Source organism: Vibrio profundum (assembly GCF_050337555.1).
Taxonomy (GTDB): domain Bacteria; phylum Pseudomonadota; class Gammaproteobacteria; order Enterobacterales; family Vibrionaceae; genus Vibrio; species Vibrio profundum.
Genome location: NZ_JAKJTA010000023.1, coordinates 13,373 through 38,350 on the forward strand (window position 1 = coordinate 13,373; position 24,978 = coordinate 38,350).

Genomic DNA, 24,978 nt, shown 5'->3' on the forward strand with positions numbered 1-24,978 from the left:
CTCCATTAGTCACTTGTGGGGCGCTATCAATGCGGTACTGTTCTAGCTATATCTTTATACGCATCAATAGCAAAGATAAGATTGAGTGATGTAGATAAACGATATACCTAAGACTAACTGAGCTGTAAATTGGCGATGAAGACTGTGAATTGGAGCACGAAGCTTTTTCATTCTGGGGAGATAAAAAAAGCCCGCTCAATGAGCGGGCTTTGGCTATATTAATTGTTTTCTTTAATTCGTGAGAATTAAAGAACGTCTACAGAGTTAAGGTCTGAGAATGCTTGCTCAAGACGTTTAACCATAGATGTTTGACCAGCACGTAGCCATACGCGTGGGTCGTAGAATTTCTTGTTCGGTGCGTCAACACCGGTTGGGTTACCGATTTGAGCTTGTAGGCAATCGCGGTTTTCCGCTTCGTATTGACGAATACCATCCCATGCAGCCCACTGAGTATCAGTATCGATGTTCATTTTAATCACACCGTATGAAATAGACTCACGGATTTCTTCTAGAGAAGAACCTGAACCGCCGTGGAAAACGAAGTCTAGAGAGTTAGCTTCTAGGCCAAATTTCTCTGAAACGTATGCTTGAGAGTCGCGTAGGATTGTTGGAGTCAGAACAACGTTACCTGGCTTGTAGACACCGTGCACGTTACCGAAAGAGGCAGCAATAGTGAAACGAGGGCTAACAGCGTTCAGTTTTTCGTAAGCGTAAGCCACATCTTCTGGAGAAGTGTAAAGCTCAGATGCGTCCATATCAGAGTTATCAACGCCATCTTCTTCGCCGCCAGTACAACCCAGTTCGATTTCTAGCGTCATGTTCATTTTCGCCATGCGCTCTAGGTATTTAGCACAGATTTCGATGTTCTCTTCCAGAGACTCTTCAGAAAGGTCAATCATGTGAGAAGAAAAAAGTGGTTTACCTGTCTGCTCGAAGAACGTTTCACCAGCATCTAGTAGGCCGTCGATCCAAGGAAGCAGTTTTTTCGCTGCGTGGTCAGTGTGCAGAATAACAGGAACGCCGTAAGACTCAGCAACTGCGTGTACGTATTTCGCACCAGCAACTGCGCCTAGGATTTGGTTACCTTGACCTTCAAGTTTCAGGCCTTTGCCTGAGAAGAAACCTGCACCGCCGTTAGAGAACTGAACGATTACTGGTGATTTTACTTTCGCTGCTGCTTCTAGTACTGCGTTTACAGAATCAGTACCAATACAGTTGACTGCTGGAAGAGCGAAGGCGTTTTCTTTTGCTACTGCAAATACTTTTTGTACGTCATCGCCAGAAATTACACCTGGTTTTACGAAATCGAAGATCTTAGACATGGAGTTAGTCCTATTTTCTGTCGTTTTATAAATAAAACAGTTAATTTAAATTCAGCAAACGTTTGCTCACAACGCGCGCCATTCTAACAAAGAAAGTTAGCGGATGCAGCAAACAACAAAGCGGGCTCCAGATGGCGCCCGCTTTCTTCAATATGGATTATTTAGCACGCTCTTCTAGCATGGCTACTGCTGGTAATACTTTACCCTCTACAAACTCAAGGAAAGCGCCGCCGCCTGTTGAGATGTAAGACACGTCGGCTTTGATGCCAAACTTGTCGATTGCCGCTAGCGTATCACCGCCACCTGCAACTGAGAAACCTTCTGAATCAGCGATGGCTTTAGAGATACCCGCGGTGCCAGCTTCGAAGTTTTTGAATTCGAATACGCCAACAGGGCCGTTCCAAAGAATCGTTTTCGCTTTGCCGATGATCTCAGCAAGGGCTGCAGTAGAATCTGGGCCTAGGTCGAAGATCATGTCGTCGTCAGACACTTCTGATACTGGCTTAATTACCGCTTCTGCGTTTTCGTCGAATGCTTTTGCACAGGCAACATCAGTAGCAACAGGAATCGCACACTCTTCCATCAATTTCTTCGCTGTATCCACAAGATCTGCTTCGTACAAAGACTTACCAACATTGTGGCCTTCTGCTGCAATGAAAGTGTTCGCGATACCACCACCGACAACGAGTTGGTCTGCGATTTTAGAGAGTGACTCAAGCACAGTTAGCTTAGTCGATACTTTTGAACCACCAACGATCGCAACCAATGGACGCGCAGGCTTGTCCATTGCTTTGCCTAATGCTTCAAGTTCAGCGGCCAGTAGCGGTCCTGCACATGCAATTTCTGCGTGCATGCCAACGCCGTGAGTAGACGCTTGTGCGCGGTGCGCAGTACCAAATGCATCCATGACAAAAATGTCACATAGTGCAGCGTACTTCTTAGAAAGCGCTTCTTCGTTCTTCTTCTCGCCTTTGTTAAAGCGAACGTTCTCTAGAACCACAAGCTCACCTGCGTTTAGTTCTAGGCCGTCAAGGTAGTCTTTCGCTAGTTTAACGTCGCAATCAAGTGCATCGTTTAAATAGTTAACAACTGGTTGTAGAGAGAATTCTTCAGCGTATTCGCCTTCTGTTGGACGACCTAGGTGAGAAGTCACCATCACTTTTGCACCCGCTTCTAGGCAGCGCTTGATGGTTGGTAGAGACGCAAGAATACGTGCATCCGACGTTACTTTTCCGTCTTTTACTGGCACGTTTAGATCAGCACGAATAAATACGCGTTTACCTGCTAGTTCTAGATCAGTCATCTTGATTACAGACATGATTCGTCCTCTCAATTCATAATTTAAATTTGTTTGTCTGCTTAGCAACCTCGCTAAGCGCTAATTTTCTTGAAACTATCTGTTAACATGGTGATAGCTTTGTTTTATTTCAAGGCTAAAAATAATTAATTTTTCCAGCCTTAATGGGCGGATTGCATCGCCAGAGCTGTGTCTAACATACGATTCGCAAATCCCCATTCATTGTCACACCACACCAACAGCTTCACTAATCTGCCATTGCTCACTCGTGTCTGAGAGCCATCCACAATCGCGCTATGCGGGTCGTGATTAAAGTCAATCGAAACTAAAGGCGCTTCAGTATAATCAACAATACTTTGTAATGTACACTCAGACGCCTCTACAATAGTTTGATTTATATCATTAACCGCGACGTCATTGTGTAAAGTGACACTTAAATCCATGGCCGTTACGTTCACCGTTGGCACCCGCACAGATATTGCCTCAAATTTGTTGCAAAACTTGGGAAAGATCCGCTCAATACCTTTGTGCAATTTAGTATCCACAGGAATGATTGATTGGCTCGCCGAGCGAGTACGCCGCAAATCACTGTGATAAGCATCGATCACTTGCTGATCGTTCATCGATGAGTGAATCGTGGTAATTGTCCCTGAATCAATGCCAAACGCATCATCCAACACTTTAATAATCGGCACGATGCAGTTAGTGGTACACGACCCATTAGAAACGATCGTTTGCTGGGCCGTTAGTGTTTCATGATTAACCCCATAAATGATCGTATTATCAATATCGTGTGCGCCGGGGTGAGAAAACAACACCTTCTTGGCCCCTGCTTCTATATGCGCCAGTCCGTCATCTCGACAGCCAAACACACCAGTACAATCTAAAACAATATCAATATCTAAATCCTGCCAAGGCAAAAGCTCAATCTCAGCGTGGTGCAAAATACGGATAGAATCTCGCTCACCATCGGCATGATGCACGTATAAATGCTCTTGATCGTGGGTGATTTTTTTGGCGAAACGTCCATGGCTGGTATCGTATTGCAATAGATGAGCGATGGCTTCCGGTTGCGCCAGTTCGTTCACCGCCACCACCTGAATTTGCTGATCTTTGCTCGATTCGTATAACGCCCTCAGAACATTTCGACCAATGCGGCCAAAGCCGTTAATTGCTACTTTTAACATGCGAATATAATCCCAAGCGTGTCATTGTTATTTCACTTATATCGACCTCGGCCGCACCGACATTATCGATAACTCAATCAATAAAAAAACACCGAGCAATAGGCTCGGTGTAAGTAGTCACTATTCACTCAACAGCTTACGCCGTTAACTCGTTAGCAGTATCGACAATATTCTCAACAGTAAAGCCGAACAGCTTGAATAGCTCACCCGCTGGCGCAGATTCGCCGAAGGTCGTCATACCAATAACACGACCTTCTAGGCCGACGTATTTGTACCAGTAGTCAGCGATGCCTGCTTCGATTGCGATGCGAGCGGTAACGTCTGATGGCAAAACGGCTTCACGGTATGCAGCCTCTTGTTTCTCGAATAAGTCAGTCGCTGGCATAGAGACAACGCGAACCTGCTTGCCTGCTGCTGTAAGTTCAGCAGCAGCGTCTACAGCGAGTTGAACTTCAGAGCCGGTCGCAATCAAGATAAGCTCAGGCTTGCCTGCACAATCTTTTAAGATATACCCACCTTTCGCGATGTTCGCCACTTGTTCTTGGCTACGTTCTTGCTGTGCAAGATTTTGACGAGAGAAGATAAGAGAGGTTGGACCATCTTTACGCTCAATCGCGAGTTTCCATGCCATGGCCGATTCAACTTGGTCACATGGACGCCATGTGCTCATGTTCGGTGTTAGGCGCAGTGAAGCCACTTGCTCCACAGGTTGGTGCGTTGGGCCATCTTCACCCAGACCGATAGAGTCGTGTGTGTAGACTTGGATGTTTTGTATTTGCATCAATGCTGCCATGCGCATGGCGTTACGTGCGTATTCCATGAACATCAAGAACGTCGCGCCGTAAGGAATAAACCCGCCGTGTAGCGCAATACCATTGATGATGGCCGTCATGCCGAATTCACGTACCCCGTAATGAAGGTAGTTACCCGATGCGTCTTCAGCCGTTAGAGACTTAGAGCCAGACCACATCGTCAAGTTCGATGGCGCAAGGTCAGCAGAGCCGCCCATGAATTCTGGTAGCATTTTGCCAAACGCTTCTAGTGCATTTTGTGACGCTTTACGTGATGCTATGTTGGCTGGGTTTGCTTGCAAATCCGCGATGATTTGCTGAGTTTTCTCTTCCCATTCAGCTGGCAAATCACCGTTTACGCGGCGCTTAAATTCAGCAGCAAGTTCTGGGTAAGCAGAGGCGTAAGCGGCAAACTTCTCGTCCCATGCTGATTCTTTCGCTTTACCCGCTTCATTGGCATCCCACTGGGCGTAAACGTCTGCTGGGATTTCAAATGGACCGTGTTCCCAACCTAGGAATTCACGTGCTGCTTTGATTTCTTCTGCACCGAGTGGTGCGCCGTGACAATCGTGCGAGCCAGATTTGTTTGGTGAACCAAAACCAATGATAGTCTTAGTACAAATTAGGGTTGGGCGAGGGTCGGCTTTCGCCGCTTCAATCGCTGTATTAATTGCTTCGGCATTGTGGCCGTCAATGGCAGGAATAACGTGCCATCCGTACGCTTCAAAACGCTTAGGAGTATCGTCAGAGAACCAACCTTCAACGTGACCGTCGATAGAAATGCCGTTGTCGTCCCAGAATGCAATCAGCTTACCTAGACCTAATGTGCCTGCAAGAGAACACGCTTCGTGTGAGATGCCTTCCATCAGACAGCCGTCACCCATGAAGGCGTACGTGAAGTGATCCACGATGTCGTGGCCTTCTTGGTTAAATTGCGCCGCAAGAGATTTTTCAGCAATCGCCATGCCTACAGCGTTAGTGATGCCTTGGCCAAGTGGGCCTGTAGTGGTCTCGATACCCGGCGCGTAGCCGTATTCTGGGTGACCCGGCGTTTTTGAGTGCAACTGACGGAAGTTTTTCAGCTCTTCAATCGGCAGTTCGTAACCAGCAAGGTGCAACAAAGAGTAGATCAGCATAGAGCCGTGGCCGTTAGACAAGACGAAACGGTCACGATCAGCCCAGTTTGGGTTGCTCGGATTGTGGTTTAGGTGCGAGCGCCAAAGAACTTCAGCGATGTCAGCCATACCCATTGGCGCACCAGGGTGGCCAGAGTTAGCTTGTTGAACGCCATCCATGCTGAGAGCACGGATAGCATTTGCGAGATGTTTGCGAGAAGTCATGTCTACTCCTAATAGCGTTACACATTGTCAATCAAAGTGGGGCTGAAAAACAGCGGAGCCAATTGTCGCAAAGCCACCTCTAGTGTGCAAACGTTTTACTGTTACAATCTGCTCTTTGAGCCAAGCCCGTAAACTCGAATTGAATGATAAGGTTAATCGAGCGAGGCACTCAAATAATGAAAAAAAGCTTGAATTTGTCTCCGTGAAAATTAGAATAGACGTCTAGATGTAGAAACCCCTACACAGACTATTTATTGAAACGAGAACTCCACTGAACGCTCGTTTATCACTAATTCGCATATAAACCATTCGCTTATAAGCAGTTTGTTTATAACCAATGACAACGGAGCTACTATGGCTAAGCACTTGTTTACTTCTGAATCTGTTTCAGAAGGTCACCCAGATAAAATTGCCGACCAAATTTCAGATGCAGTACTTGATGCGATCTTAAAGCAAGATCCTAAAGCTCGCGTGGCATGTGAAACTTACGTGAAAACGGGCATGGTCATGGTCGGTGGTGAGATCACCACTTCTGCTTGGGTTGATATCGAAGAGCTAACACGTCAAACCGTTCGTGACATTGGTTATGTACATTCAGACATGGGCTTTGATGCGGATTCTTGCGCTATCTTGAACACCATCGGTAAGCAATCACCAGACATCAACCAAGGTGTTGATAAGTCTGACCCGAAAGAGCAAGGCGCGGGTGACCAAGGCATCATGTTCGGTTACGCGACCAACGAAACTGATATCCTAATGCCAGCTCCAATTACTTACTCGCATCTTTTAGTTAAAAAGCAAGCTGAAGTTCGTAAGAATGGCACCCTACCTTGGTTACGCCCAGATGCAAAATCACAGGTAACGTTCCAATACGAGCAAGGTAAGATTGTTGGTATTGATGCTGTGGTTCTTTCAACTCAGCATTGTGATTCAATCTCAACACCGGATCTGCGTGAAGCGGTAATGGAAGAGATCATCAAACCTGTACTGCCTAGCGAGTGGATCAACAAAGACACTAACTACTTCATTAACCCAACCGGTCGTTTTGTTATCGGTGGCCCTATGGGTGACTGTGGTCTAACTGGTCGTAAGATCATTGTTGATACCTACGGTGGCGCAGCTCGTCACGGTGGCGGCGCATTCTCTGGTAAAGATCCTTCAAAAGTTGACCGTAGTGCTGCATACGCGGCTCGTTACGTAGCGAAAAACATTGTTGCTGCTGGTCTTGCTGAACGTTGTGAAATCCAACTTTCTTACGCGATTGGTGTTGCAGATCCAACGTCGATCATGGTGGAAACTTTTGGTACTGAGAAAGTGCCACATGAAGTTATCATTAACGCTGTACGTCAAAACTTCGACCTACGTCCATACGGCCTACAAGAAATGCTCAACTTACTGCAGCCTATCTACCAAAAAACGGCTGCATACGGCCACTTCGGTCGTGAAGAGTTCCCTTGGGAAGCAACGGACAAAGCCGCTCTATTGCGTGATTTTGCCGGTCTATAATCATTCGATAGATTACAGCATATTTTGCTGAACTCTTTCCATAAAGCCTCTGAGTGATCAGAGGCTTTATTTTTATATAAAAAGCCACTCGTCATTTGTGTTTTCTACACTCTTCACCAATAGTTAAAAAATCAGCAGTAACAAGTTAAACAATCAACAGTCACACCATGCCTAGTGACACGACATCACTGAAACCAATAGCCACCGTATTTTCTCGGTATTTACTCTGTGATTAGATTGAAGCTAGCCCATTACCGCTCCGCACACCGCTAGGAAAGGAGGAGACATGCCTCGTACGGGAAACCCTTCAAACGATGAAGATAAAGAACAAGACAATAACCAACACCATATTCCCGATCATGAGTATGCCAAAACCATACCTTGCAACACACTGAGTGTTTCGGCTCCCTTTCACTGGTTAGCACTTGGCTTACACGACTTTATTCGTATGCCCTTAATTAGCGCGTTTTACGGATTGTGTTTTGCAGCGGCGGCGGTGGGCATTGTACTTTTAGTGCAATGGCAAGGAACCCATTTAGTGGTCATGCCAAGCTTAGTCGTTTACATGCTAATTGGCCCGTTCCTCGCTCTCGGTTTGTATGATGCTGCTTGGGAACGAGAAAAAGGCCACCATGCCACTTTGCTTCACTCGATGAAAGCCATTGGCAGAAATTCAACCTCGCAGTGGGCATTTGCGATCATATTAATGGTGGCGATGATTTTTTGGATGCGTATCGCCGCCCTTCTGCATGCCATCTACCCCTCAGTGCAAGGCGCGCCTCTAATAGACTTTTTACCGTTTTTATTCATTGGTTCAGCCATTGGCTCCCTGCTAGCTGTGATTATTTTCACTCTCTCCGCCTATTCAATGCCATTGATGATGGAGCGCCGCGTGGATGTCATGACAGCAGTGTTTACCAGCTTTAATGCCGTAAAACAAAACATACCCGCGATGGTCGTTTGGGCCTTTATTATCTGTGGTGGCATTTTGATAGGATTTGCCACTTATGGCATTGGCATGCTGTTTACTATGCCAATTTTAGGCTACGGCACTTGGCATGCTTACCATGAAACGATCCATAAAAAGCACCATTAGGCATCCGTTGCTGCGGTAACCTGTCAAATTATGGTATAAGTCCTTAGACATACTTCTAAGGACTTTTTTGATTTCTTCATGACTATCCCATCGGCACTCGCTGAAAAAATCACAACGAAAGTAGCTGAGTGCATCAAGACCGCAAGCCTGTATTTCAAGCAGTCGTTTCCCGCACCTAAAGTTAGCTATGCATTACGCGGTAAGGCAGCAGGTAAAGCCTATTTCACTTTGAACGAAATTCGACTCAACCCCATACTGCTACAAGAGAATGAAGAAGCCTTTATCAATGAAGTTGTACCACATGAAATCGCGCACCTACTTACCGTTCGTCTCTATGGCAAAGTCAGACCGCATGGCAGTGAGTGGCAAGGCATCATGCAGAATGTGTTCTCTCTGCCTGCCAGTACCACTCATTCTTTTTCGATTGCTTCTGTACAAGGAAAAGCGTTTGAATATCAATGTGCGTGCCAAAGCCATCCTTTGTCGATACGAAGGCATAACCGAGTACAAAGACAACAAACTCTTTACTCGTGCAGGAAGTGCGGCCAGCAACTAACATTTACTGGGCAGAGGCTGAGTTAATACTTGTATTTTCCCCTTCGAGAGCCCATGTTACGGATACCTATAGGCGTAAAAGAACCACACCATCATGAGAAAGCCACGAATTTTTCACCCCGAACCGATTCTCGGTTTAGGCCCCCTATCACTAAGCGAAGAAGCTGCCAACCACGTGGCACGCGTTTTACGTATGAAAGAGGGGCAAGCCGTTATCTTATTTGACGGCCGAGGCGATGAGTTTCCCTGCGAGATCCGTGAAATATCAAAAAAGTCCGTGCTGGTTGAAGTCATTGAACGCGTAGAAAAAAGTATCGAATCCCCTCTGCACTTTCACTTAGGTCAAGTGATGTCGCGAGGTGAAAAAATGGAATTCACAATCCAAAAATCTGTGGAGCTTGGGGTCAACACCATTACTCCTCTGATTTCAGAGCGCTGCGGCGTGAAGCTGGATCAAAAGCGTTTAGATAAAAAACAACAGCAATGGCAAAAAATCGCGATTGCTGCATGCGAGCAAAGCGGCCGCAATCTGCTGCCAACGATTCGCCCCGTGATGACTCTCGAAGAGTGGTGCACAGAACAAACTGACGCGCTCAAACTCAACTTGCACCCAAGAGCAGAGTATTCGATCAATACCTTGCCAGAGCCGGTTAGCCGAGTGCGTTTATTAATAGGTCCAGAAGGCGGCCTGTCTGATGAAGAAATCAGCATGTCGAGAGAACATCAATTTAAAGAAACCTTACTGGGCCCTAGAGTATTGAGAACTGAAACCGCCGCCCTTACTGCAATTGCTGCCCTACAAGTCAGATTTGGCGACCTTGGTTAACTGGAGAATAAGATGATTAAACTTGGAATCGTGATGGATCCTATCTCATCCATCAACATCAAAAAAGATTCAAGCTTCGCTATGATGCTAGAAGCACAGCGTCGCGGTTACGAAATCCACTATATGGAAATGGATGATCTACACTTAGAACAAGGCACGGCTATCGCCGACACAAAAATTGTCGAGCTTAAGGAAGATGCTAACGCTTGGTACCAATTCAAAAGCGAACAGACAATTGAATTGTCAGAGCTTGATGCAGTATTGATGCGTAAGGATCCTCCGTTCGACACTGAGTATATTTACGCAACCTACATATTGGAGCGAGCGGAAGAACAAGGAACTTTGATTGTTAACAAACCTCAGAGCCTGCGTGATTGTAACGAGAAACTCTTTACCGCGTGGTTCTCAGAGTTAACACCGACCACCATAGTTACGCGCAAAGCAGAAAAGATTAAATCTTTTCGCGAACAGCACGGCGATGTGATTCTAAAGCCACTAGATGGCATGGGCGGTGCATCAATCTTCCGAGTGAAAGAGCAAGATCCAAATGTATCTGTGATTATTGAAACCTTAACTAATCACGGACAAAACTACGCCATGGCACAAACATTTGTCCCAGATATCAGCAATGGCGACAAGCGTATTTTGGTTGTGGACGGAGAAGTTATACCTTACTGCCTTGCGCGAATTCCTGCTAAAGGGGAAACGCGAGGTAATTTAGCCGCAGGTGGAACCGGAGTAGCTCGTCCATTGAGCGAAACGGACAAAAGAATAGCGGCCACTGTTGCTCCAACACTAAAAGAGAAAGGCTTGATTTTTGTAGGCCTTGACGTTATTGGCGATAAGCTGACTGAGATAAATGTCACCAGCCCGACATGCATTAGAGAAATAGAAGCGGCATTTGACATCTCAATCACTGGAAAATTAATGGACGCGATTGAACGTCGTCTAAAGAAGGCTTAAAGCCATTGGCAGTCGAAGTTGTACTGCCCTGACATTTTTTGGGATTGGAGTGACTATGAACCTCACAAATCATTTCTTAGTAGCAATGCCTGGTATGAAAGATCCCTATTTCAAACAAAGAGTGATCTACGTTTGTGAGCACAACGAAGAAGGTGCCATGGGATTAATCATTAACGCTCCGATTGATATTACGGTTGGTGGCATGCTAAAACGGGTCGATATTGAGCCGACTCAGCCACAACTGCTAAAGCAAAGTCTAGAAAAGCCAGTGCTTAACGGTGGGCCGGTATCTGAAGACCGAGGCTTTATCTTGCACCAACCCAAAGATGAGTATGAATCTAGCTTAAAGATGACCGACGATATCTCCGTGACGACCTCAAAAGACATTTTGAGCGTGTTAGGAACCGAAGCCGAACCTGATTGCTACATAGTCGCGCTAGGCTATTCAGGTTGGGAAGCTGGTCAGCTAGAATCTGAATTGGCGGAAAACTCTTGGCTGACCATTCAGGCAGATCCAGACGTCATCTTCAACACCCCAATCCACCAGCGCTGGCAAAAAGCGGTGCAGATTTTAGGTATTGATTCTGCTCAGCTCTCGACGCAAATCGGTCATGCATAGCTCTAATTCAACACCAAGCTATGAGCCCTATCGGGGCTTGTAGCTTTCCTTTTCGATTTACTCTACTGGACACCTTATGCCGAAAACGATTATGGCGTTTGACTTTGGCACCAAGAGCATTGGCTCAGCCATCGGTCAAGATATCACGGGTACGGCAGCGCCGCTCAAAGCTTTTAAAGCCAATGATGGCATACCGAACTGGGACACCATCGAGGCGCAGATCAAAGAATGGCAGCCCGACTTAATAGTTGTTGGCCTGCCTAGCGACTTACACGGTCAAGCGCTTGAAAGCATTACCCCAAGAGCAAAAAAATTTGCCAACAGATTATTCGGTAGATTTGGCGTGCCTGTCGAATTGCATGATGAGCGTTTATCCACCACTGAAGCTCGCTCTTCCCTGTATGAACGAGGCGGCTATAAAGCACTAACGAAAGGGAATGTCGACTGTCAGTCAGCCGTAGTTATACTAGAAAGTTGGTTTGAAAACCAATGGGCTTAGTTTATCGAAACCGATAACGTGTCCTAAATAGCTTCAGCTAATTAACCCTACCCCTCTAAATCGACAATCAGTCCATATCAATTTTCACATCCGCCATTGAGCCACCCGCGCTATGATGGCGGCTCGTTTTCAGCAATAAGCGTAAGTCGTTAGCAGAATCGGCGCTGTGCAAGGCATCTTCTTCGCTGATTTTACCTTGTTGCACCAATTGAAATAGCGATTGGTCGAACGTCATCATGCCATGATGTTCAGATTTAGCCATGGTCGCTTTCAGTTCCTGCAACTCGCCGCGTCGTAAGAGATCAGAGACTCTTGGTGTATTGAGTAAAACCTCGAACACCCCGTGACGCCCCTTTCCTTCGCTGTCACGTAACAGTTGCTGACCGACAACGCCTTTCAGGTTCACCGATAAATCGTATAACAGCTGCTCTTGCCGATCTTTCGGCACCAAGTGCAAAATGCGTTCAATGGCTTGATTGGCATTATTGGCGTGCAGCGTCGCTAAACACAAGTGACCCGTATCGGCAAAGCTCAGCGCATACTGCATCGTTTCTCGACTACGAATTTCACCAATCAAAATCATATCAGGCGCTTGCCGTAGTGAGTTTTTAAGCGCTGATTCATAACTGTGGGTATCGAGCCCAACCTCACGCTGAGTGACAATACAGTTATCGTGTTGGTGAACAAATTCGATGGGGTCTTCCACCGTTAAGATGTGCCCCGATGTCTTTTGATTACGCTGACCAACCATTGCGGCCAAAGTCGTCGATTTACCCGCCCCCGTCGCCCCTACTACCAGCACTAAACCTCGTTTAGCCAATGCCAGTTCAGACAAAATCTCGGGTAGTTGCAGCTGTTCAAAGGTCGGAATTTTCGTTTCAATTCGGCGGATCACGGCAGCGGGGTATTCACGCTGATAAAAGGCGCTCACCCGAAAGCGCTGCTCGCCCTGCACAATGGCAAAGTTAGCTTCACGCTGCTGTGTAAACGCCTGCCATTTCTCAGCGGTGAGCATCGATTGTAGCAAAGCCGTAACGTGTTGCTCTTCCAGAGCATCTCCTTGCCCCTTAACTTGGCCATCAATGCGATAACTGGCAGCTCTTCCGACCGTCAGGTACAAATCTGACGCGCTCTTGCTACTCATCACCATTAAATATTGATCAAGTTTCATCTAAAACATCGCCGAGTCGATTTCGATTTTTTGTTGTACTTCTTGCACATCCAGCAATCCTTTTGCCACCAACTGTTTGGCATTTTGTTCCATGGTTTGCATGCCGTGCGCCGCCCCAGTCTGAATGACGCTATACATCTGGGCAATTTTGTCTTCACGGATCAAGTTGCGAATCGCAGGGGTCGCCAACATAATTTCATGACAAGCGACCCGCCCACCGCCCACTCTTTTCAACAGCTTTTGTGCAATCACGGCACGTAAAGATTCAGACAACATCGAGCGTACCATGCCCTTATCTGCACCAGAAAAGACATCAATGATCCTATCGATTGTCTTAGCCGCTGAGCTGGTGTGCAGGGTACCAAAGACCAAATGGCCTGTTTCGGCCGCAGTAAGCGCCAAGCTAATGGTTTCTTGGTCCCGCAACTCACCCACCAAAATCACGTCGGGGTCTTCTCGCAAAGCACTACGCAAGGCATTGCTAAAACTGTGGGTGTCACGGTGTACCTCACGCTGGTTAATCAAACACTTCTGATTGCTGTGCACAAACTCAATCGGATCTTCGATAGTGAGGATATGTTTGTTGTGATTGCGGTTAATGTGATCCACCATCGCCGCAAGCGTAGTCGATTTACCAGAGCCCGTTGGACCAGTCACCAGCACTAACCCTCTTTCATACTGACTAATATCGCTGAAAATATCTGGCGTTTGCAATTGCTCTAAGCTTGGGATTTCCATCGGAATGGTACGAAAAACAGCGCTGCACCCACGCGCCTGATTAAAGGTGTTCACCCTAAAACGCCCAACGCTAGGAAGTTCAAAGGAGAAATCCACTTCCAACCGTTCTTCAAATTCACTTTTTTGCCGATCGTTCATGATATCGAAAATCAAGCGATGCACGTCGTCATGAGATAAGACCGGTAAGCTCAACTTACGCACTTCGCCATCAATTCGCACCATAGGAGAAACCCCTGCGGAAAGGTGTAGATCTGAGGCATTATGCTTTACACTGAAATCCAATAACTCAGCAATATCCATGTATTTTCCCTAATAAAAGTGTGCCATGAGTAGTATTCAACAAAACATCGAACATATCACCGCCTTGATTCACGACGCTCAACAAAAGTGTGGACGAGCTCCTGACTCGGTGCAACTTTTGGCGGTAAGTAAAACAAAACCTTTAGAAGCGATTCTCGATGCTGCGAATGCTGGGCAACGCGCTTTTGGTGAGAACTATGTCCAAGAAGGCGTGGATAAAGTCCAAAAAGTCGCCGAACTGCATTCAGATCTGAGTCTGGAGTGGCATTTCATTGGCCCTATACAATCCAATAAAACCAAGCCGATAGCCGAGAGTTTCGACTGGGTACACAGCATAGATAGAGCCAAAACAGCCCAAAGGTTAAGTCAACAAAGACCCGCAGGGTTAGCCCCGATACAAGTGCTTATCCAAGTCAACACCAGTGGCGAGGCATCCAAGTCGGGGGCAACGCCCACCGAGGTGCTAGAACTTGCAGAGTTGATTTCTTCATTACCCAACCTCACGTTAAGGGGGTTAATGTCCATTCCTGCCAATCTCAGCGATTATCAACAACAGTTTGATGCGTTTAAGCAGCTGGCGGATCTGCAAAATACACTTCTAACACAGCACCCTCAGCTCGATACTTTATCGATGGGGATGAGTGGCGATATGGAAGCAGCCATTGCAGCTGGCAGCACTATGGTAAGGATCGGCACCGCAATTTTTGGCGCGCGCGATTACCCCACACAATAAATACGATATAAGAAAGCGCATCACGCATTTTGTAACAATCATTCACAGGCGGCGGCCATTAATCCATGACCGACGTTGAAAGATAAACCAGGACCCAGATTGATGAACAACAGAAAGATAACCTTTATAGGCGCGGGCAACATGACCCGCTCTATTATCGCAGGCTTAGTCGCAAGCGGTTACCCAGCAAACAACATTACGGCAACCAATCCAAGCACTGCCAAACTCAATGAGCTAGAACGTTCATTCGCGATTCACACCAGTTGCGATAATATAGAGGCGAGTGCCGAGGCAGACGTTATCGTGTTGGCCGTAAAACCACAGATCATGGCAACACTCGGCGAGCAGCTACAATCGCTAGATTTGAGTGGCAAACTCGTGATCTCCATTGCGGCAGGCATTCAATGTGCGCGCCTGAATGAAATGTTTGGCCAAACCTTGCAAATGGTGCGTGTGATGCCGAATACACCATCACTGATTGGCCAAGGCATGAGTGGCTTATTCGCCACAGAGAACGTAACGGCGACCGATCGTGATTACGCCAGCTACCTAATGGATGCCGTTGGAAAAACCTGCTGGGTAAGCAAAGAAAGCGAAATTAACAATGTGATTGCGGCGGCGGGCAGTGCGCCAGCTTATTTCTTCCTCTTTATGGAAGCGATGCAATCTGAAGCTGTTGCACAAGGCTTTGACCAACAAACAGCGCGCGAGCTCGTGCAACAAGCCGCATTAGGCGCAGCGCAAATGGTCGTGGCAAACCCAGATGTCGATTTAGCGACACTGCGAACTCAAGTTACCTCAAAAGGTGGTACCACCGCTGAGGCGCTCAAAACTTTCAATGAGCACCAACTTGCTAACATAGTCGCAAAATCCATGCAGGCAGCCGTGAAGCGAGCCGAAGAAATGGAAGCGTTATTTTAACCCATACCGATTCAGGACATACGAGTAACTGGCCACCATGCTCAGCTGCTCGAATAACCGAATTATCGATTTACTCAGTCATAAGGCCTAACTATGAACGCCATTAGCTATTTGGTTTCGACTCTCTTTGATCTCTACATTATGGTGGTGATCCTGCGCATGTGGCTACAAGCTGCCCGCGCTGATTTTTATAACCCGTTTTCTCAATTTATAGTGAAAGCGACCCAACCCGTAGTAAAACCACTTCGACGTATTATTCCGTCTATCGGCAGCATTGATTTAGCAACTCTTTTATTCGCATATGTGCTGTGTGTGGTGAAATTTGTCGTACTTATGCTCATTGCTTCAAATGGCCAAGCAGCCTTTGGCGTGTTCTTTGCCTACATTGGCTTACTGGCACTTCTCAAAGCGGCGGGTGGTCTATTGTTCTGGGTGCTAATCATTCGCGCTATTTTGAGCTGGGTCAGCCAAGGCCGTAGCGCTATCGAACATGTCTTCCACCAACTGACAGAGCCTATGCTCGAGCCTCTTCGCCGTGTCATTCCTGTGATGGGTGGCTTAGATTTAAGTGTGTTGGTGCTATTTATCGCATTGCAATTTCTCAATATTTTGATTGGCAACTTTGTGGGGCCTGTCTGGATGCAACTGTAGTCAAGACGCTACACTTAAGCTCAGCAGTTGAAATTAAAGCCATCGTTTGATGGCTTTTTACATTCCGAAACGTAAAGGTGTGAGTATGAAATGGATAGCGTTACTCTGGCTTGGTTGGTTGTCAACGCCCGTTTGGGCTGAGCAATATCAAGCAATGAAAGATCTCGAAGTGCATTACTCTGCCTTCAATTCCAGTTTCCTAACCCCAGCAACCGCATCGCAATACCACCTAACTCGTAATGGCTACACTGGTATCTTGAACATTAGCGTGCTCAACCGAGCGAAAGCGGGTAAACCTTCCACCACTGCTGATATAGAAGCGAGCGGAAAAACACTACTAGGCAAAATCATTCCACTCACATTCAAGCCAATCAAACAGGGTGAGGCTCAGTATTACCTCGCGCAGTTTCCCATCCGCAACCAAGAAAATATCAGTTTCACCATCAACATTGATGCTGGCGAAAAAGGCTCAGGTGCTATAAAGTTCAGCCAAACTTTCTATGTCGAAGAATAACCCTTGGCCCTCATACACTGGAGCCAAGTAAATGATAGGTGAAACCATGACGAAAATCGTATTGGCGACAGGCAACCAAGGCAAGGTCGCAGAAATGTCCGATCTGCTGGCAGAATTTGGCTTTGATGTTGTATCGCAAAAAGAGCTAAAGGTCTCCGATGTGGCCGAAACAGGCACAACCTTCATCGAAAATGCCATTATTAAGGCTCGCCATGCTGCGCAAGAGACTGGGTTGCCAGCTATTGCCGATGATTCAGGTTTAGAAGTCGATTTTCTTGATGGTGCTCCAGGAGTCTATTCTGCGCGCTACGCGGGCGAAGACGCCAATGACACAGATAACCTCAACAAACTTCTCGGTGCGATGCAAGATGCCCCACAAGCCCAAAGAAGCGCCCGCTTTCACTGTGTGTTGGTGCTAATGCGCCATGCAAACGATCCAACGCCGATTGTCTGCCACGGTTCATGGGAAGGCAGTATTTTAACGGCGCGAAGCGGTGATAATGGCTTTGGCTACGACCCTGTCTTTTATGTACCAGAAACTGACTGCGCTTCAGCCGAACTTGCACCTACGCAGAAAAAACAGCTATCGCATCGCGGCAAAGCGTTGAAGCAATTGTTTGCTCAGTTGACTGATTCTCCTTGGCTCCTCGGGCAATAAACATGCTAACCCCACCGCCGCTCAGCCTCTATATCCATATCCCTTGGTGCATTGAGAAATGTCCGTATTGCGACTTTAACTCGCACAAGGTAAAAGACGACATTCCAGAAGATGTATACATCAACGCACTCTTAGAAGACTTGCAGACCGACATTGAGCGTTATCACCTCGATGATGCGCCACGGCCGCTGCATTCTATTTTTATCGGTGGGGGCACGCCAAGCCTCATCTCTGCTCAAGGAATCAAAAGATTACTTAACGGAGTGGCCGAACTACTGCCATTTCAAGCAAACATGGAAATTACCATGGAAGCCAACCCCGGCACCATTGAAGTGGATAAGTTTGCCGATTATCGCGCGGCTGGCGTCAATCGGATATCCATTGGCGTGCAAAGCTTTGCAGAAGATAAATTAGCAAGCTTAGGTCGAATACACGGCGCAACAGAAGCGATAAATGCTGCCAAACTAGCACATACTATTGGCTTAAATAGCTTTAACCTCGATCTAATGCATGGTCTGCCAAACCAGAGTATCAACGAAGCACTGACGGATTTAGAGCAAGCGATTGAACTCAATCCGCCGCATCTCTCTTGGTATCAGCTAACCATTGAGCCCAATACTCAGTTTTATTATAAACGTCCAACGTTGCCCGATGACGATGATTTATGGCATATCTTTGAGCAAGGACACGACAAGCTCACTGCAGCAGGTTACGTTCAATATGAAATTTCCGGCTACAGCAAGCCCGGCTATCAATGCCAACATAACCTCAATTATTGGCGCTTTGGCGACTACTTAGGGATAGGTTGCGGCGCACATGGTAAAGTAAGTTTCTCCGATGGCCGTATCGTACGCACCACCAAAATCAAACACCCAAAAGGCTATTTAGCGGCGCACAATAATTTGGTGCAATCTTTTATGGATACGGAAACTCAGGTCCAAGACAAAGATCGTCCGTTTGAATTCTTTATGAACCGTTTTCGCTTGATGGAAGCCTGCCCAAAACAAGACTTCGTCGAGACGACAGGACTCGCACTAGAGAGCATTGCCGATACCATTACTTGGGCCCTCGACATGCAGTATCTGAGCGAAACGGACAGCCACTGGCAAATTACAGAAAAAGGGAAGTTGTTCCTAAACGATCTACTAGAAGCCTTTATGGCGGATGACGAGAGTTAGGTAATGAACGCATCAATTTCTCTAGAGAAAACCTGAAACTAGCGAAAACAAAAAAGGCAGTGAACGAAATCGTCACTGCCTTTTAAATAACAAATATTTAGATACGAAACATTTAGATAAGAAACGTTTAAATAACCAATCGCTGGATAGCAAATCTATCGATAACAACCCGTTTAGAAAATTGATCGTCCAATCCGTTCAGACAATATCTCCAATGCACGCGTGCCTGCTAAAGAGTTGCCCGACCCATCAAGCTCCGGTGACCACACCGTGATGGTCATTTCACCCGGTACAATCGCAACAATCCCGCCGCCGACGCCTGATTTGCCTGGCATTCCAACTCGGTAAGCAAACTCACCCGCACCGTCATACAAGCCGCTGGTGGCCAATAGCGCATTCAACTGCTTGGTTTGGGTTGGGGTGACGATCACGTCTCCAGTTTCTACTGACACACCTTTGTTGGCTAAATAGCTGCAGGTTTTCGCCAGCTCGACACAGCTCATCTTGAGTGCGCACGCGTGAAAATAGTTGTTGAGAACTGGAATAACTTCATTGCTAAAGTTATTAAACGAACGCATCAAATATGCAATGGCGGCATTGCGGTCACTGTGCATCATTTCAGATGCCGCCACCACCTTGTCATAAACAATGTGATTGTTACCAGACAGCTGACGAACAAACTCGAGCAAGCGCTGTCTAGGAGCGCATAAGCGGCTGTGCAGCAAGTCTGCAATCACAATCGCTCCGGCATTAATAAACGGGTTACGCGGAATGCCTTGTTCCATCTCAAGCTGGATCATAGAGTTAAATGCTTGACCTGAGGGCTCCTTCCCTACCCTACGCCATATTTCTTCTGGCTTATACAGCACCATTGCCAACGTTAAGCTGAGCGCCTTAGAAATAGATTGAATAGAAAACGCTTCTTCGGCATCACCGGCATGCACCACTTCCCCTGAATTCATGCACACTGCAATACCCAGTTTGCTATTGTCCACTTTCGCCAATGCAGGAATATAGTTCGCGACTTTTCCTTGGCCGATCAAAGGGCGGACTTCTTGCAAAATATCCGACAATATCGCGCTGGTAGGTTTCAACATAATGCAGTCCAACTCAGGTTAGTAATGATGGTTCGGTGCTAGTTTACGCGCTCACGATGAGCGAAAACTAGCCGTTATCCAATATTTAATGTAAAGACAAGTCAGCGTTACTTAGTTCGCTTGTACTTGATATCCCATACACCGTGGCCTAAACGATGGCCGCGCGCTTCAAACTTGGTCAAAGGGCGATCGTCTGGACGAGGAACAAAATGCCCTTCTTGAGCGATGTTGGCAAAGCCTGGCGCTTGATCCATCACTTCCACCATATGCTCTGCGTAGTTTTCCCAGTCTGTTGCCATATGGAAAACCCCTTCCTCCAGCTTAAGTTTGCTACGAATCATCTCAGCGAACTCAAGTTGAACAATACGGCGCTTGTGGTGACGTTTTTTGTGCCAAGGGTCAGGGAAAAACAACTGTAGCGTGCTTAAGCTATGATCAGGAACCATGTTAGCAAACACCTCTACCGCGTCATGGCACATCACGCGCAAATTAGTCACGCCCGCTTCGCTAGCGGAAGAGAGACACGCACCGACACCTGGGCTGTGCACTTCAATGCCGATAAAGTTTTTCTCGGGCGCGTTCTTTGCCATTTCAACTAGTGACGCACCCATACCAAAACCGATTTCCAGTACGACAGGGTTATCGTTACCAAACACAGCACTCCAATCCAGTAATTGTCCTTGATAATCAATACCCATCACTGGCCAGCATTCTGTCATTGCCGTCTCTTGGCCTTTGGTTAAACGGCCCTCACGGCGAACGAAACTGCGCACTTTACGTACGAGCTTACCGTCTTCGGTGTATTCATTGGTAGTCACATCACTCATTGTCTGCCTGCATAAAAATTGGTCTGTTTACGGAAGGATTGTGATTATCCAAAGAAATCGCATTGGTGCAAGTTTTAATATGGTGAAAGCCTGTTTAATTTACTTGCGGATTATCGCTTGAATAACCTAGGGCAAATGTGGTGCAATTTTCCCTACTAACATTTTTCAATTTTATCTGGGATAAAGCCATCGTGACTCCATTTGCTACGGCAATCTTAAATTGGTACGACGCCTACGGCCGTAAAACACTGCCATGGCAGCAAAATAAAACCGCCTACAGCGTCTGGCTATCGGAAATCATGTTGCAACAAACCCAAGTTGCCACTGTGATTCCTTACTTCGAACGCTTTTTACAGCGTTTCCCTACCGTCACAGATTTGGCCGATGCTAGCCAAGATGAGGTGTTGCACCTTTGGACGGGCTTAGGCTACTACGCACGTGCACGCAATCTACACAAAGCCGCGCAAATAGTTCGCGACCAGTATTTGGGGGAGTTTCCGATCACTTTAGCAGAGATGAACGCTCTGCCCGGTATTGGACGCTCCACCGCGGCAGCCATCTTGTCTTCCGTTTATAAACAACCCCACGCGATTCTCGATGGCAACGTCAAACGCACTCTCGCGCGCAGTTTTGCCGTTGACGGTTGGCCCGGACAGAAGAAGGTCGAAAACCAACTTTGGCAACTTGCTGACCAATACACGCCGAAAACCGACACCGACAAATACAATCAGGCAGTGATGGATATGGGTGCGCTTGTTTGTACACGTAGCAAACCGAAATGCTCGCTATGTCCGATTAATGAATTCTGTGTGGCAAAAAAACAAGGCAACCCGCTCGACTACCCGGGTAAGAAGCCTAAAAAAGAGAAACCCGTTAAGGAAACCTACTTTGTGATGCTGCGCAATGGCAACCACATCTGGCTAGAACAACGGCCACAAGTCGGCATTTGGGGTGGGCTATACTGCTTTCCTGAACATCATTCGTTCGAAATCCAAACGGCACTCGACTCACGTTACATTAGTGAAAAGTACGTTCATGAACAGCGTACATTGATTGCTTTTCGCCACACATTCAGCCATTACCACCTAGATATTACGCCAATTTTGGTTGATTTCAGCAACCAACCAGAGATGATCATGGAAGGGAACAAAGGTCTTTGGTATAACTTGTCGCAACCAGAAGAGATCGGTTTGGCCGCACCGGTGAAACAATTACTCGAAGGCTTAAAACACGAGCTTCCACCTACTTTTAATGAGGATTTACTATGAGCCGCACCGTACATTGCACCCGTTTAAACAAAGAAGCAGAAGGCTTAGATTTCCAACTCTATCCAGGTGAGTTAGGCAAACGCATTTTTGACCACATTTCTAAAGAAGCTTGGGGGCAATGGCAGCACAAGCAAACCATGTTAATTAATGAAAAGAAACTCAATATGATGGATCCAGAACATCGTAAATTGCTTGAAACAGAAATGGTAAACTTCCTGTTTGAGGGCAAAGATGTTCATATTGAGGGCTATACCCCGCCGAGCGCATAGTCATCCGATATACTCTTGAGAGGCGCGCTTGACAAAATTGCGCCTCTCAGGCTTTAAAATTGGAAAACGCAAAGGACCGCAATGAAAAAGCTTGCCCATTTATTCATGGCTTTAACGCTGGTTGGCTGCAGCCGTGAGTTCGTGGAAGGCGTCTACAATGTCGATTATGAACCAACCAACCGCTTCGCTAAAAACCTAGCCCAACTTCCTGGCCAATTCACCAAAGATACTGCCGCATTTGACGCTTTAGTTGACAGCTTTTCTGGCCACATCAAGAAGCGCTGGGGCGACAAAGAGATACGTATTGCAGGCAAAAGTAACTACGTAAAATACATCGACAACTACCTCAGCCGAACGGAAGTTAACTTCCAAAAAGGGACCATAGTGGTCGAAACGGTGGCATCGACGGATCCAAGAGAGCATTTACGCAATGCCATTATCACCACCCTACTCACGCCTGACGATCCAGCCAGAGTTGATCTTTTCTCATCTAAAAACATCACATTAGAAGGTAAACCTTTTCTATACCAACAGGTTCTCGATCAAGATCATCAACCGATCCAATGGTCGTGGCGAGCAAAGCGCTTCGCAGACTATTTGGTTAGTCACCAGCTCAAAATAAAAACGGTCGATTTTAAAAAAGCCTATTACGTTGAGATCCCGATGGTGAAAGATCAAATGGCGATCCGCAGCTACCAATACGCCAATATTGTGCGCCGCGCAGCTAAAAAATATGGCATACCAGAAGACTTGATCTACGCCATCATCAAAACAGAGAGCAGCTTTAACCCCTACGCCGTGAGTTGGGCGAACGCCTATGGGTTGATGCAGGTCGTGCCAAAAACCGCTGGCCGTGATGTCTTCAAGCTGGTTAAGAAGCGATCTGGGCAGCCAAGTCCGCAATATCTATTTAACCCAGAAAACAACATAGATACGGGAACGGCCTACTTCTATCTGCTAAAAAATCGTTACTTGAAAGGCGTACGTAACCCATTGTCCCTCGAGTACAGTATGATTTCTGCATACAACGGTGGCGCGGGTGGTGTGCTCAATACCTTTAGTCGTAACAGAAGCCGAGCAATGAAAGACCTAAACTCACTGCAACCCAACCAAGTTTATTGGGCGTTAACTCATAAACATCCAAGTTCGGAATCACGCCGCTACTTGGAAAAAGTCACCAACTACAAGCAGCAATTTAGCTCTAATAAGAGCTAAATAACGTCTTTCGTTTAAATATCGAGCGGTTGTGCGACATTTTTCTTTTTTTATTAAAAAAGTAGTTGACGCATCGACGAAAAATCCGTTTAATAGCGCCCCGTTGCCCGGATAGCTCAGTCGGTAGAGCAGAGGATTGAAAATCCTCGTGTCGGTGGTTCGATTCCGCCTCCGGGCACCACAATTTGAATTGTTGGTGCATAGCACGAACAAGCAATAAATAAAGTGTGCCGACTTAGCTCAGTAGGTAGAGCAACTGACTTGTAATCAGTAGGTCACCAGTTCGACTCCGGTAGTCGGCACCATTTATTGCCTCGATAGCTCAGTCGGTAGAGCAGAGGATTGAAAATCCTCGTGTCGGTGGTTCGATTCCGCCTCGAGGCACCATTATTTAAATAAGCATGCTATTAATGCTTATCAGAATAATTCCCCCTTAGTTCAGTTGGTAGAACGGCGGACTGTTAATCCGTATGTCGCAGGTTCGAGTCCCGCAGGGGGAGCCACTTTGAAAAGGCCTCAGCATTTGCTGAGGCCTTTTTGCTTTTAACCCTATTGTAAATTTAACACCATCAAACCCCCATCTTCCTCTTAAGCACCAAAAGTCACATTAAATATTGCACAAAGCCTGCAAACCTACTGAGTCAACTTCGAGACTGCACAATATTCACCCATAAGGCAAATGCGCAAACTTTTACGCCAACAATCATTATATAAAAAGGGTTTGAAGCACTTATTCCCCTCCCGGTTATTGACGATTTTCTAAAGAACCATTGCAAAAATGAGTAAAAATGAGCAAAAATGCGACTCTAAGTATAGAAAAGCATCAAACAGCATTTTTTTTTAAATTTAGTGTTGACCTAAACCGAGAAAACCCGTTTAATACACCTCGTTGCCCGGATAGCTCAGTCGGTAGAGCAGAGGATTGAAAATCCTCGTGTCGGTGGTTCGATTCCGCCTCCGGGCACCACAATTTAAATTGTTGGTGCATAGCACGAACAAGTAATAAATAAAGTGTGCCGACTTAGCTCAGTAGGTAGAGCAACTGACTTGTAATCAGTAGGTCACCAGTTCGACTCCGGTAGTCGGCACCATTTATTTAAAAGAATAATTCCCCCTTAGTTCAGTTGGTAGAACGGCGGACTGTTAATCCGTATGTCGCAGGTTCGAGTCCCGCAGGGGGAGCCAAATTAAGCTCAATAGAGCACGGCGCCGACTTAGCTCAGTAGGTAGAGCAACTGACTTGTAATCAGTAGGTCACCAGTTCGACTCCGGTAGTCGGCACCACTTATTTAAAGAATAATTCCCCCTTAGTTCAGTTGGTAGAACGGCGGACTGTTAATCCGTATGTCGCAGGTTCGAGTCCCGCAGGGGGAGCCACTTTGAAAAGGCCTCAGCATTTGCTGAGGCCTTTTTTCTTTCCGCTACTTGAACTTCTCT

General features: G+C 46.6%; 24 protein-coding genes and 9 tRNA genes. 25 read left to right on the forward strand and 8 right to left on the reverse strand.

Annotated elements, in window-relative coordinates; translation table 11 throughout:
• Nucleotides 1–245: 245 nt before the first annotated feature.
• The 4 genes from fbaA to tkt all read right to left on the reverse strand — a co-directional run bounded on the left by fbaA (nucleotide 246) and on the right by tkt (nucleotide 5,937).
• Nucleotides 246–1,322, reverse strand: coding sequence for a class II fructose-bisphosphate aldolase (gene fbaA / locus L4C34_RS17875; RefSeq protein ID WP_428790693.1), 1,077 nt, complete (start codon nucleotides 1,320–1,322; stop codon nucleotides 246–248).
• Between the two features lie 157 nt (nucleotides 1,323–1,479).
• Complete coding sequence (locus L4C34_RS17880) at nucleotides 1,480–2,640, reverse strand: phosphoglycerate kinase (RefSeq protein ID WP_428790694.1); 1,161 nt, start codon at nucleotides 2,638–2,640, stop codon at nucleotides 1,480–1,482.
• A 140-nt stretch (nucleotides 2,641–2,780) separates the two neighbouring features.
• Nucleotides 2,781–3,806 (reverse strand): erythrose-4-phosphate dehydrogenase, encoded by a 1,026-nt coding sequence (epd, locus tag L4C34_RS17885; protein ID WP_428790695.1) that lies wholly within the window; start codon nucleotides 3,804–3,806, stop codon nucleotides 2,781–2,783.
• Between the two features lie 136 nt (nucleotides 3,807–3,942).
• Nucleotides 3,943–5,937, reverse strand: coding sequence for a transketolase (tkt, locus tag L4C34_RS17890; RefSeq protein WP_428790696.1), 1,995 nt, complete (start codon nucleotides 5,935–5,937; stop codon nucleotides 3,943–3,945).
• Nucleotides 5,938–6,291: 354 nt separating this feature from the next.
• On the opposite strand from tkt, the gene metK reads away from it, so the two are divergent.
• The 7 genes from metK (at nucleotide 6,292) to ruvX (ending at nucleotide 12,001) form a co-directional block, all read left to right on the forward strand.
• Nucleotides 6,292–7,443: a methionine adenosyltransferase gene (gene metK, locus L4C34_RS17895; RefSeq protein WP_428790697.1), complete on the forward strand. Its 1,152-nt coding sequence runs from the start codon at nucleotides 6,292–6,294 to the stop codon at nucleotides 7,441–7,443.
• A gap of 286 nt (nucleotides 7,444–7,729) precedes the next feature.
• Nucleotides 7,730–8,539: a DUF2189 domain-containing protein gene (locus tag L4C34_RS17900; protein WP_428790698.1), complete on the forward strand. Its 810-nt coding sequence runs from the start codon at nucleotides 7,730–7,732 to the stop codon at nucleotides 8,537–8,539.
• A gap of 84 nt (nucleotides 8,540–8,623) precedes the next feature.
• Nucleotides 8,624–9,121, forward strand: coding sequence for a SprT family zinc-dependent metalloprotease (locus tag L4C34_RS17905; RefSeq protein ID WP_428790737.1), 498 nt, complete (start codon nucleotides 8,624–8,626; stop codon nucleotides 9,119–9,121).
• A gap of 67 nt (nucleotides 9,122–9,188) precedes the next feature.
• Complete coding sequence (gene rsmE, locus L4C34_RS17910; RefSeq protein ID WP_428790699.1) at nucleotides 9,189–9,920, forward strand: 16S rRNA (uracil(1498)-N(3))-methyltransferase; 732 nt, start codon at nucleotides 9,189–9,191, stop codon at nucleotides 9,918–9,920.
• 12 nt (nucleotides 9,921–9,932) lie between these two features.
• A complete protein-coding gene (gene gshB, locus L4C34_RS17915) occupies nucleotides 9,933–10,883 on the forward strand; it encodes a glutathione synthase (RefSeq protein ID WP_428790700.1) in 951 nt (316 codons plus the stop codon).
• A 55-nt stretch (nucleotides 10,884–10,938) separates the two neighbouring features.
• Complete coding sequence (locus L4C34_RS17920; RefSeq protein WP_428790701.1) at nucleotides 10,939–11,502, forward strand: YqgE/AlgH family protein; 564 nt, start codon at nucleotides 10,939–10,941, stop codon at nucleotides 11,500–11,502.
• 76 nt (nucleotides 11,503–11,578) lie between these two features.
• A complete protein-coding gene (ruvX, locus tag L4C34_RS17925; RefSeq protein WP_428790702.1) occupies nucleotides 11,579–12,001 on the forward strand; it encodes a Holliday junction resolvase RuvX in 423 nt (140 codons plus the stop codon).
• A gap of 67 nt (nucleotides 12,002–12,068) precedes the next feature.
• Here ruvX and L4C34_RS17930 read toward each other — a convergent pair whose 3' ends face one another.
• Nucleotides 12,069–13,172, reverse strand: a complete 1,104-nt coding sequence (locus L4C34_RS17930) for a PilT/PilU family type 4a pilus ATPase (RefSeq protein ID WP_428790703.1) — start codon at nucleotides 13,170–13,172, stop codon at nucleotides 12,069–12,071.
• Nucleotides 13,173–14,210 carry a type IV pilus twitching motility protein PilT gene (locus tag L4C34_RS17935; protein WP_428790704.1) on the reverse strand — a complete coding sequence of 346 codons (1,038 nt, stop codon included), beginning with the start codon at nucleotides 14,208–14,210 and terminating at the stop codon, nucleotides 13,173–13,175.
• A 25-nt stretch (nucleotides 14,211–14,235) separates the two neighbouring features.
• On the opposite strand from L4C34_RS17935, the gene L4C34_RS17940 reads away from it, so the two are divergent.
• The 6 genes from L4C34_RS17940 to hemW all read left to right on the forward strand — a co-directional run bounded on the left by L4C34_RS17940 (nucleotide 14,236) and on the right by hemW (nucleotide 18,865).
• Nucleotides 14,236–14,943: a YggS family pyridoxal phosphate-dependent enzyme gene (locus L4C34_RS17940; RefSeq protein WP_428790705.1), complete on the forward strand. Its 708-nt coding sequence runs from the start codon at nucleotides 14,236–14,238 to the stop codon at nucleotides 14,941–14,943.
• Nucleotides 14,944–15,045: 102 nt separating this feature from the next.
• Nucleotides 15,046–15,864 (forward strand): pyrroline-5-carboxylate reductase, encoded by an 819-nt coding sequence (gene proC / locus L4C34_RS17945; RefSeq protein ID WP_428790706.1) that lies wholly within the window; start codon nucleotides 15,046–15,048, stop codon nucleotides 15,862–15,864.
• A gap of 93 nt (nucleotides 15,865–15,957) precedes the next feature.
• Nucleotides 15,958–16,515: a YggT family protein gene (locus L4C34_RS17950; RefSeq protein ID WP_428790707.1), complete on the forward strand. Its 558-nt coding sequence runs from the start codon at nucleotides 15,958–15,960 to the stop codon at nucleotides 16,513–16,515.
• An 85-nt stretch (nucleotides 16,516–16,600) separates the two neighbouring features.
• Nucleotides 16,601–17,029 (forward strand): DUF4426 domain-containing protein, encoded by a 429-nt coding sequence (locus tag L4C34_RS17955; protein WP_428790708.1) that lies wholly within the window; start codon nucleotides 16,601–16,603, stop codon nucleotides 17,027–17,029.
• Nucleotides 17,030–17,075: 46 nt separating this feature from the next.
• Complete coding sequence (locus L4C34_RS17960; protein WP_428790709.1) at nucleotides 17,076–17,687, forward strand: XTP/dITP diphosphatase; 612 nt, start codon at nucleotides 17,076–17,078, stop codon at nucleotides 17,685–17,687.
• A gap of 2 nt (nucleotides 17,688–17,689) precedes the next feature.
• Nucleotides 17,690–18,865 carry a radical SAM family heme chaperone HemW gene (gene hemW, locus L4C34_RS17965; RefSeq protein ID WP_428790710.1) on the forward strand — a complete coding sequence of 392 codons (1,176 nt, stop codon included), beginning with the start codon at nucleotides 17,690–17,692 and terminating at the stop codon, nucleotides 18,863–18,865.
• A gap of 173 nt (nucleotides 18,866–19,038) precedes the next feature.
• Here hemW and glsB read toward each other — a convergent pair whose 3' ends face one another.
• Entirely contained in the window at nucleotides 19,039–19,959 is a 921-nt protein-coding gene (gene glsB, locus L4C34_RS17970; protein ID WP_428790738.1) for a glutaminase B, read from the reverse strand.
• Nucleotides 19,960–20,069: 110 nt separating this feature from the next.
• Complete coding sequence (gene trmB / locus L4C34_RS17975) at nucleotides 20,070–20,789, reverse strand: tRNA (guanosine(46)-N7)-methyltransferase TrmB (RefSeq protein ID WP_428790711.1); 720 nt, start codon at nucleotides 20,787–20,789, stop codon at nucleotides 20,070–20,072.
• A 191-nt stretch (nucleotides 20,790–20,980) separates the two neighbouring features.
• Between trmB and mutY the strand changes: the two genes are divergently transcribed.
• The 12 genes from mutY (at nucleotide 20,981) to L4C34_RS18035 (ending at nucleotide 24,918) form a co-directional block, all read left to right on the forward strand.
• Nucleotides 20,981–22,057, forward strand: coding sequence for an A/G-specific adenine glycosylase (gene mutY / locus L4C34_RS17980; RefSeq protein WP_428790739.1), 1,077 nt, complete (start codon nucleotides 20,981–20,983; stop codon nucleotides 22,055–22,057).
• Entirely contained in the window at nucleotides 22,054–22,326 is a 273-nt protein-coding gene (locus L4C34_RS17985; protein WP_428790712.1) for an oxidative damage protection protein, read from the forward strand. The genes mutY and L4C34_RS17985 overlap by 4 nt, the downstream gene beginning before the upstream one ends.
• An 81-nt stretch (nucleotides 22,327–22,407) precedes the next feature.
• Nucleotides 22,408–23,541: a membrane-bound lytic murein transglycosylase MltC gene (gene mltC, locus L4C34_RS17990; protein WP_428790713.1), complete on the forward strand. Its 1,134-nt coding sequence runs from the start codon at nucleotides 22,408–22,410 to the stop codon at nucleotides 23,539–23,541.
• 105 nt (nucleotides 23,542–23,646) lie between these two features.
• Nucleotides 23,647–23,722, forward strand: a tRNA-Phe gene (locus tag L4C34_RS17995).
• A gap of 48 nt (nucleotides 23,723–23,770) precedes the next feature.
• Nucleotides 23,771–23,846: transfer RNA gene (locus L4C34_RS18000), tRNA-Thr, on the forward strand.
• Between the two features lie 6 nt (nucleotides 23,847–23,852).
• Nucleotides 23,853–23,928 (forward strand) — tRNA-Phe (locus L4C34_RS18005).
• A gap of 40 nt (nucleotides 23,929–23,968) precedes the next feature.
• Nucleotides 23,969–24,044 (forward strand) — tRNA-Asn (locus L4C34_RS18010).
• A gap of 388 nt (nucleotides 24,045–24,432) precedes the next feature.
• Nucleotides 24,433–24,508: transfer RNA gene (locus tag L4C34_RS18015), tRNA-Phe, on the forward strand.
• 48 nt (nucleotides 24,509–24,556) lie between these two features.
• Nucleotides 24,557–24,632 (forward strand) — tRNA-Thr (locus L4C34_RS18020).
• A gap of 18 nt (nucleotides 24,633–24,650) precedes the next feature.
• Nucleotides 24,651–24,726 (forward strand) — tRNA-Asn (locus tag L4C34_RS18025).
• Between the two features lie 23 nt (nucleotides 24,727–24,749).
• Nucleotides 24,750–24,825 (forward strand) — tRNA-Thr (locus L4C34_RS18030).
• Nucleotides 24,826–24,842: 17 nt separating this feature from the next.
• Nucleotides 24,843–24,918: transfer RNA gene (locus L4C34_RS18035), tRNA-Asn, on the forward strand.
• Nucleotides 24,919–24,978 lie beyond the last annotated feature (60 nt).

Bases quoted from the DNA above. Each gene is read 5' to 3' on its own strand.
- L4C34_RS17920 (WP_428790701.1), top strand. From the start codon at position 10,939: ATGAACCTCACAAATCATTTCTTAGTAGCAATGCCTGGTATGAAAGAT.
- L4C34_RS17985 (WP_428790712.1), top strand. From the start codon at position 22,054: ATGAGCCGCACCGTACATTGCACCCGTTTAAACAAAGAAGCAGAAGGC.
- gshB (WP_428790700.1), top strand. From the start codon at position 9,933: ATGATTAAACTTGGAATCGTGATGGATCCTATCTCATCCATCAACATC.
- L4C34_RS17950 (WP_428790707.1), top strand. From the start codon at position 15,958: ATGAACGCCATTAGCTATTTGGTTTCGACTCTCTTTGATCTCTACATT.
- proC (WP_428790706.1), top strand. From the start codon at position 15,046: ATGAACAACAGAAAGATAACCTTTATAGGCGCGGGCAACATGACCCGC.
- ruvX (WP_428790702.1), top strand. From the start codon at position 11,579: ATGCCGAAAACGATTATGGCGTTTGACTTTGGCACCAAGAGCATTGGC.
- L4C34_RS17880 (WP_428790694.1), bottom strand. From the start codon at position 2,640: ATGTCTGTAATCAAGATGACTGATCTAGAACTAGCAGGTAAACGCGTA.
- hemW (WP_428790710.1), top strand. From the start codon at position 17,690: ATGCTAACCCCACCGCCGCTCAGCCTCTATATCCATATCCCTTGGTGC.
- L4C34_RS17930 (WP_428790703.1), bottom strand. From the start codon at position 13,172: ATGAAACTTGATCAATATTTAATGGTGATGAGTAGCAAGAGCGCGTCA.
- fbaA (WP_428790693.1), bottom strand. From the start codon at position 1,322: ATGTCTAAGATCTTCGATTTCGTAAAACCAGGTGTAATTTCTGGCGAT.
- L4C34_RS17960 (WP_428790709.1), top strand. From the start codon at position 17,076: ATGACGAAAATCGTATTGGCGACAGGCAACCAAGGCAAGGTCGCAGAA.
- rsmE (WP_428790699.1), top strand. From the start codon at position 9,189: ATGAGAAAGCCACGAATTTTTCACCCCGAACCGATTCTCGGTTTAGGC.
- metK (WP_428790697.1), top strand. From the start codon at position 6,292: ATGGCTAAGCACTTGTTTACTTCTGAATCTGTTTCAGAAGGTCACCCA.
- L4C34_RS17940 (WP_428790705.1), top strand. From the start codon at position 14,236: ATGAGTAGTATTCAACAAAACATCGAACATATCACCGCCTTGATTCAC.
- tkt (WP_428790696.1), bottom strand. From the start codon at position 5,937: ATGACTTCTCGCAAACATCTCGCAAATGCTATCCGTGCTCTCAGCATG.
- epd (WP_428790695.1), bottom strand. From the start codon at position 3,806: ATGTTAAAAGTAGCAATTAACGGCTTTGGCCGCATTGGTCGAAATGTT.
- mltC (WP_428790713.1), top strand. From the start codon at position 22,408: ATGAAAAAGCTTGCCCATTTATTCATGGCTTTAACGCTGGTTGGCTGC.
- L4C34_RS17900 (WP_428790698.1), top strand. From the start codon at position 7,730: ATGCCTCGTACGGGAAACCCTTCAAACGATGAAGATAAAGAACAAGAC.
- L4C34_RS17935 (WP_428790704.1), bottom strand. From the start codon at position 14,210: ATGGATATTGCTGAGTTATTGGATTTCAGTGTAAAGCATAATGCCTCA.
- L4C34_RS17955 (WP_428790708.1), top strand. From the start codon at position 16,601: ATGAAATGGATAGCGTTACTCTGGCTTGGTTGGTTGTCAACGCCCGTT.
- trmB (WP_428790711.1), bottom strand. From the start codon at position 20,789: ATGAGTGATGTGACTACCAATGAATACACCGAAGACGGTAAGCTCGTA.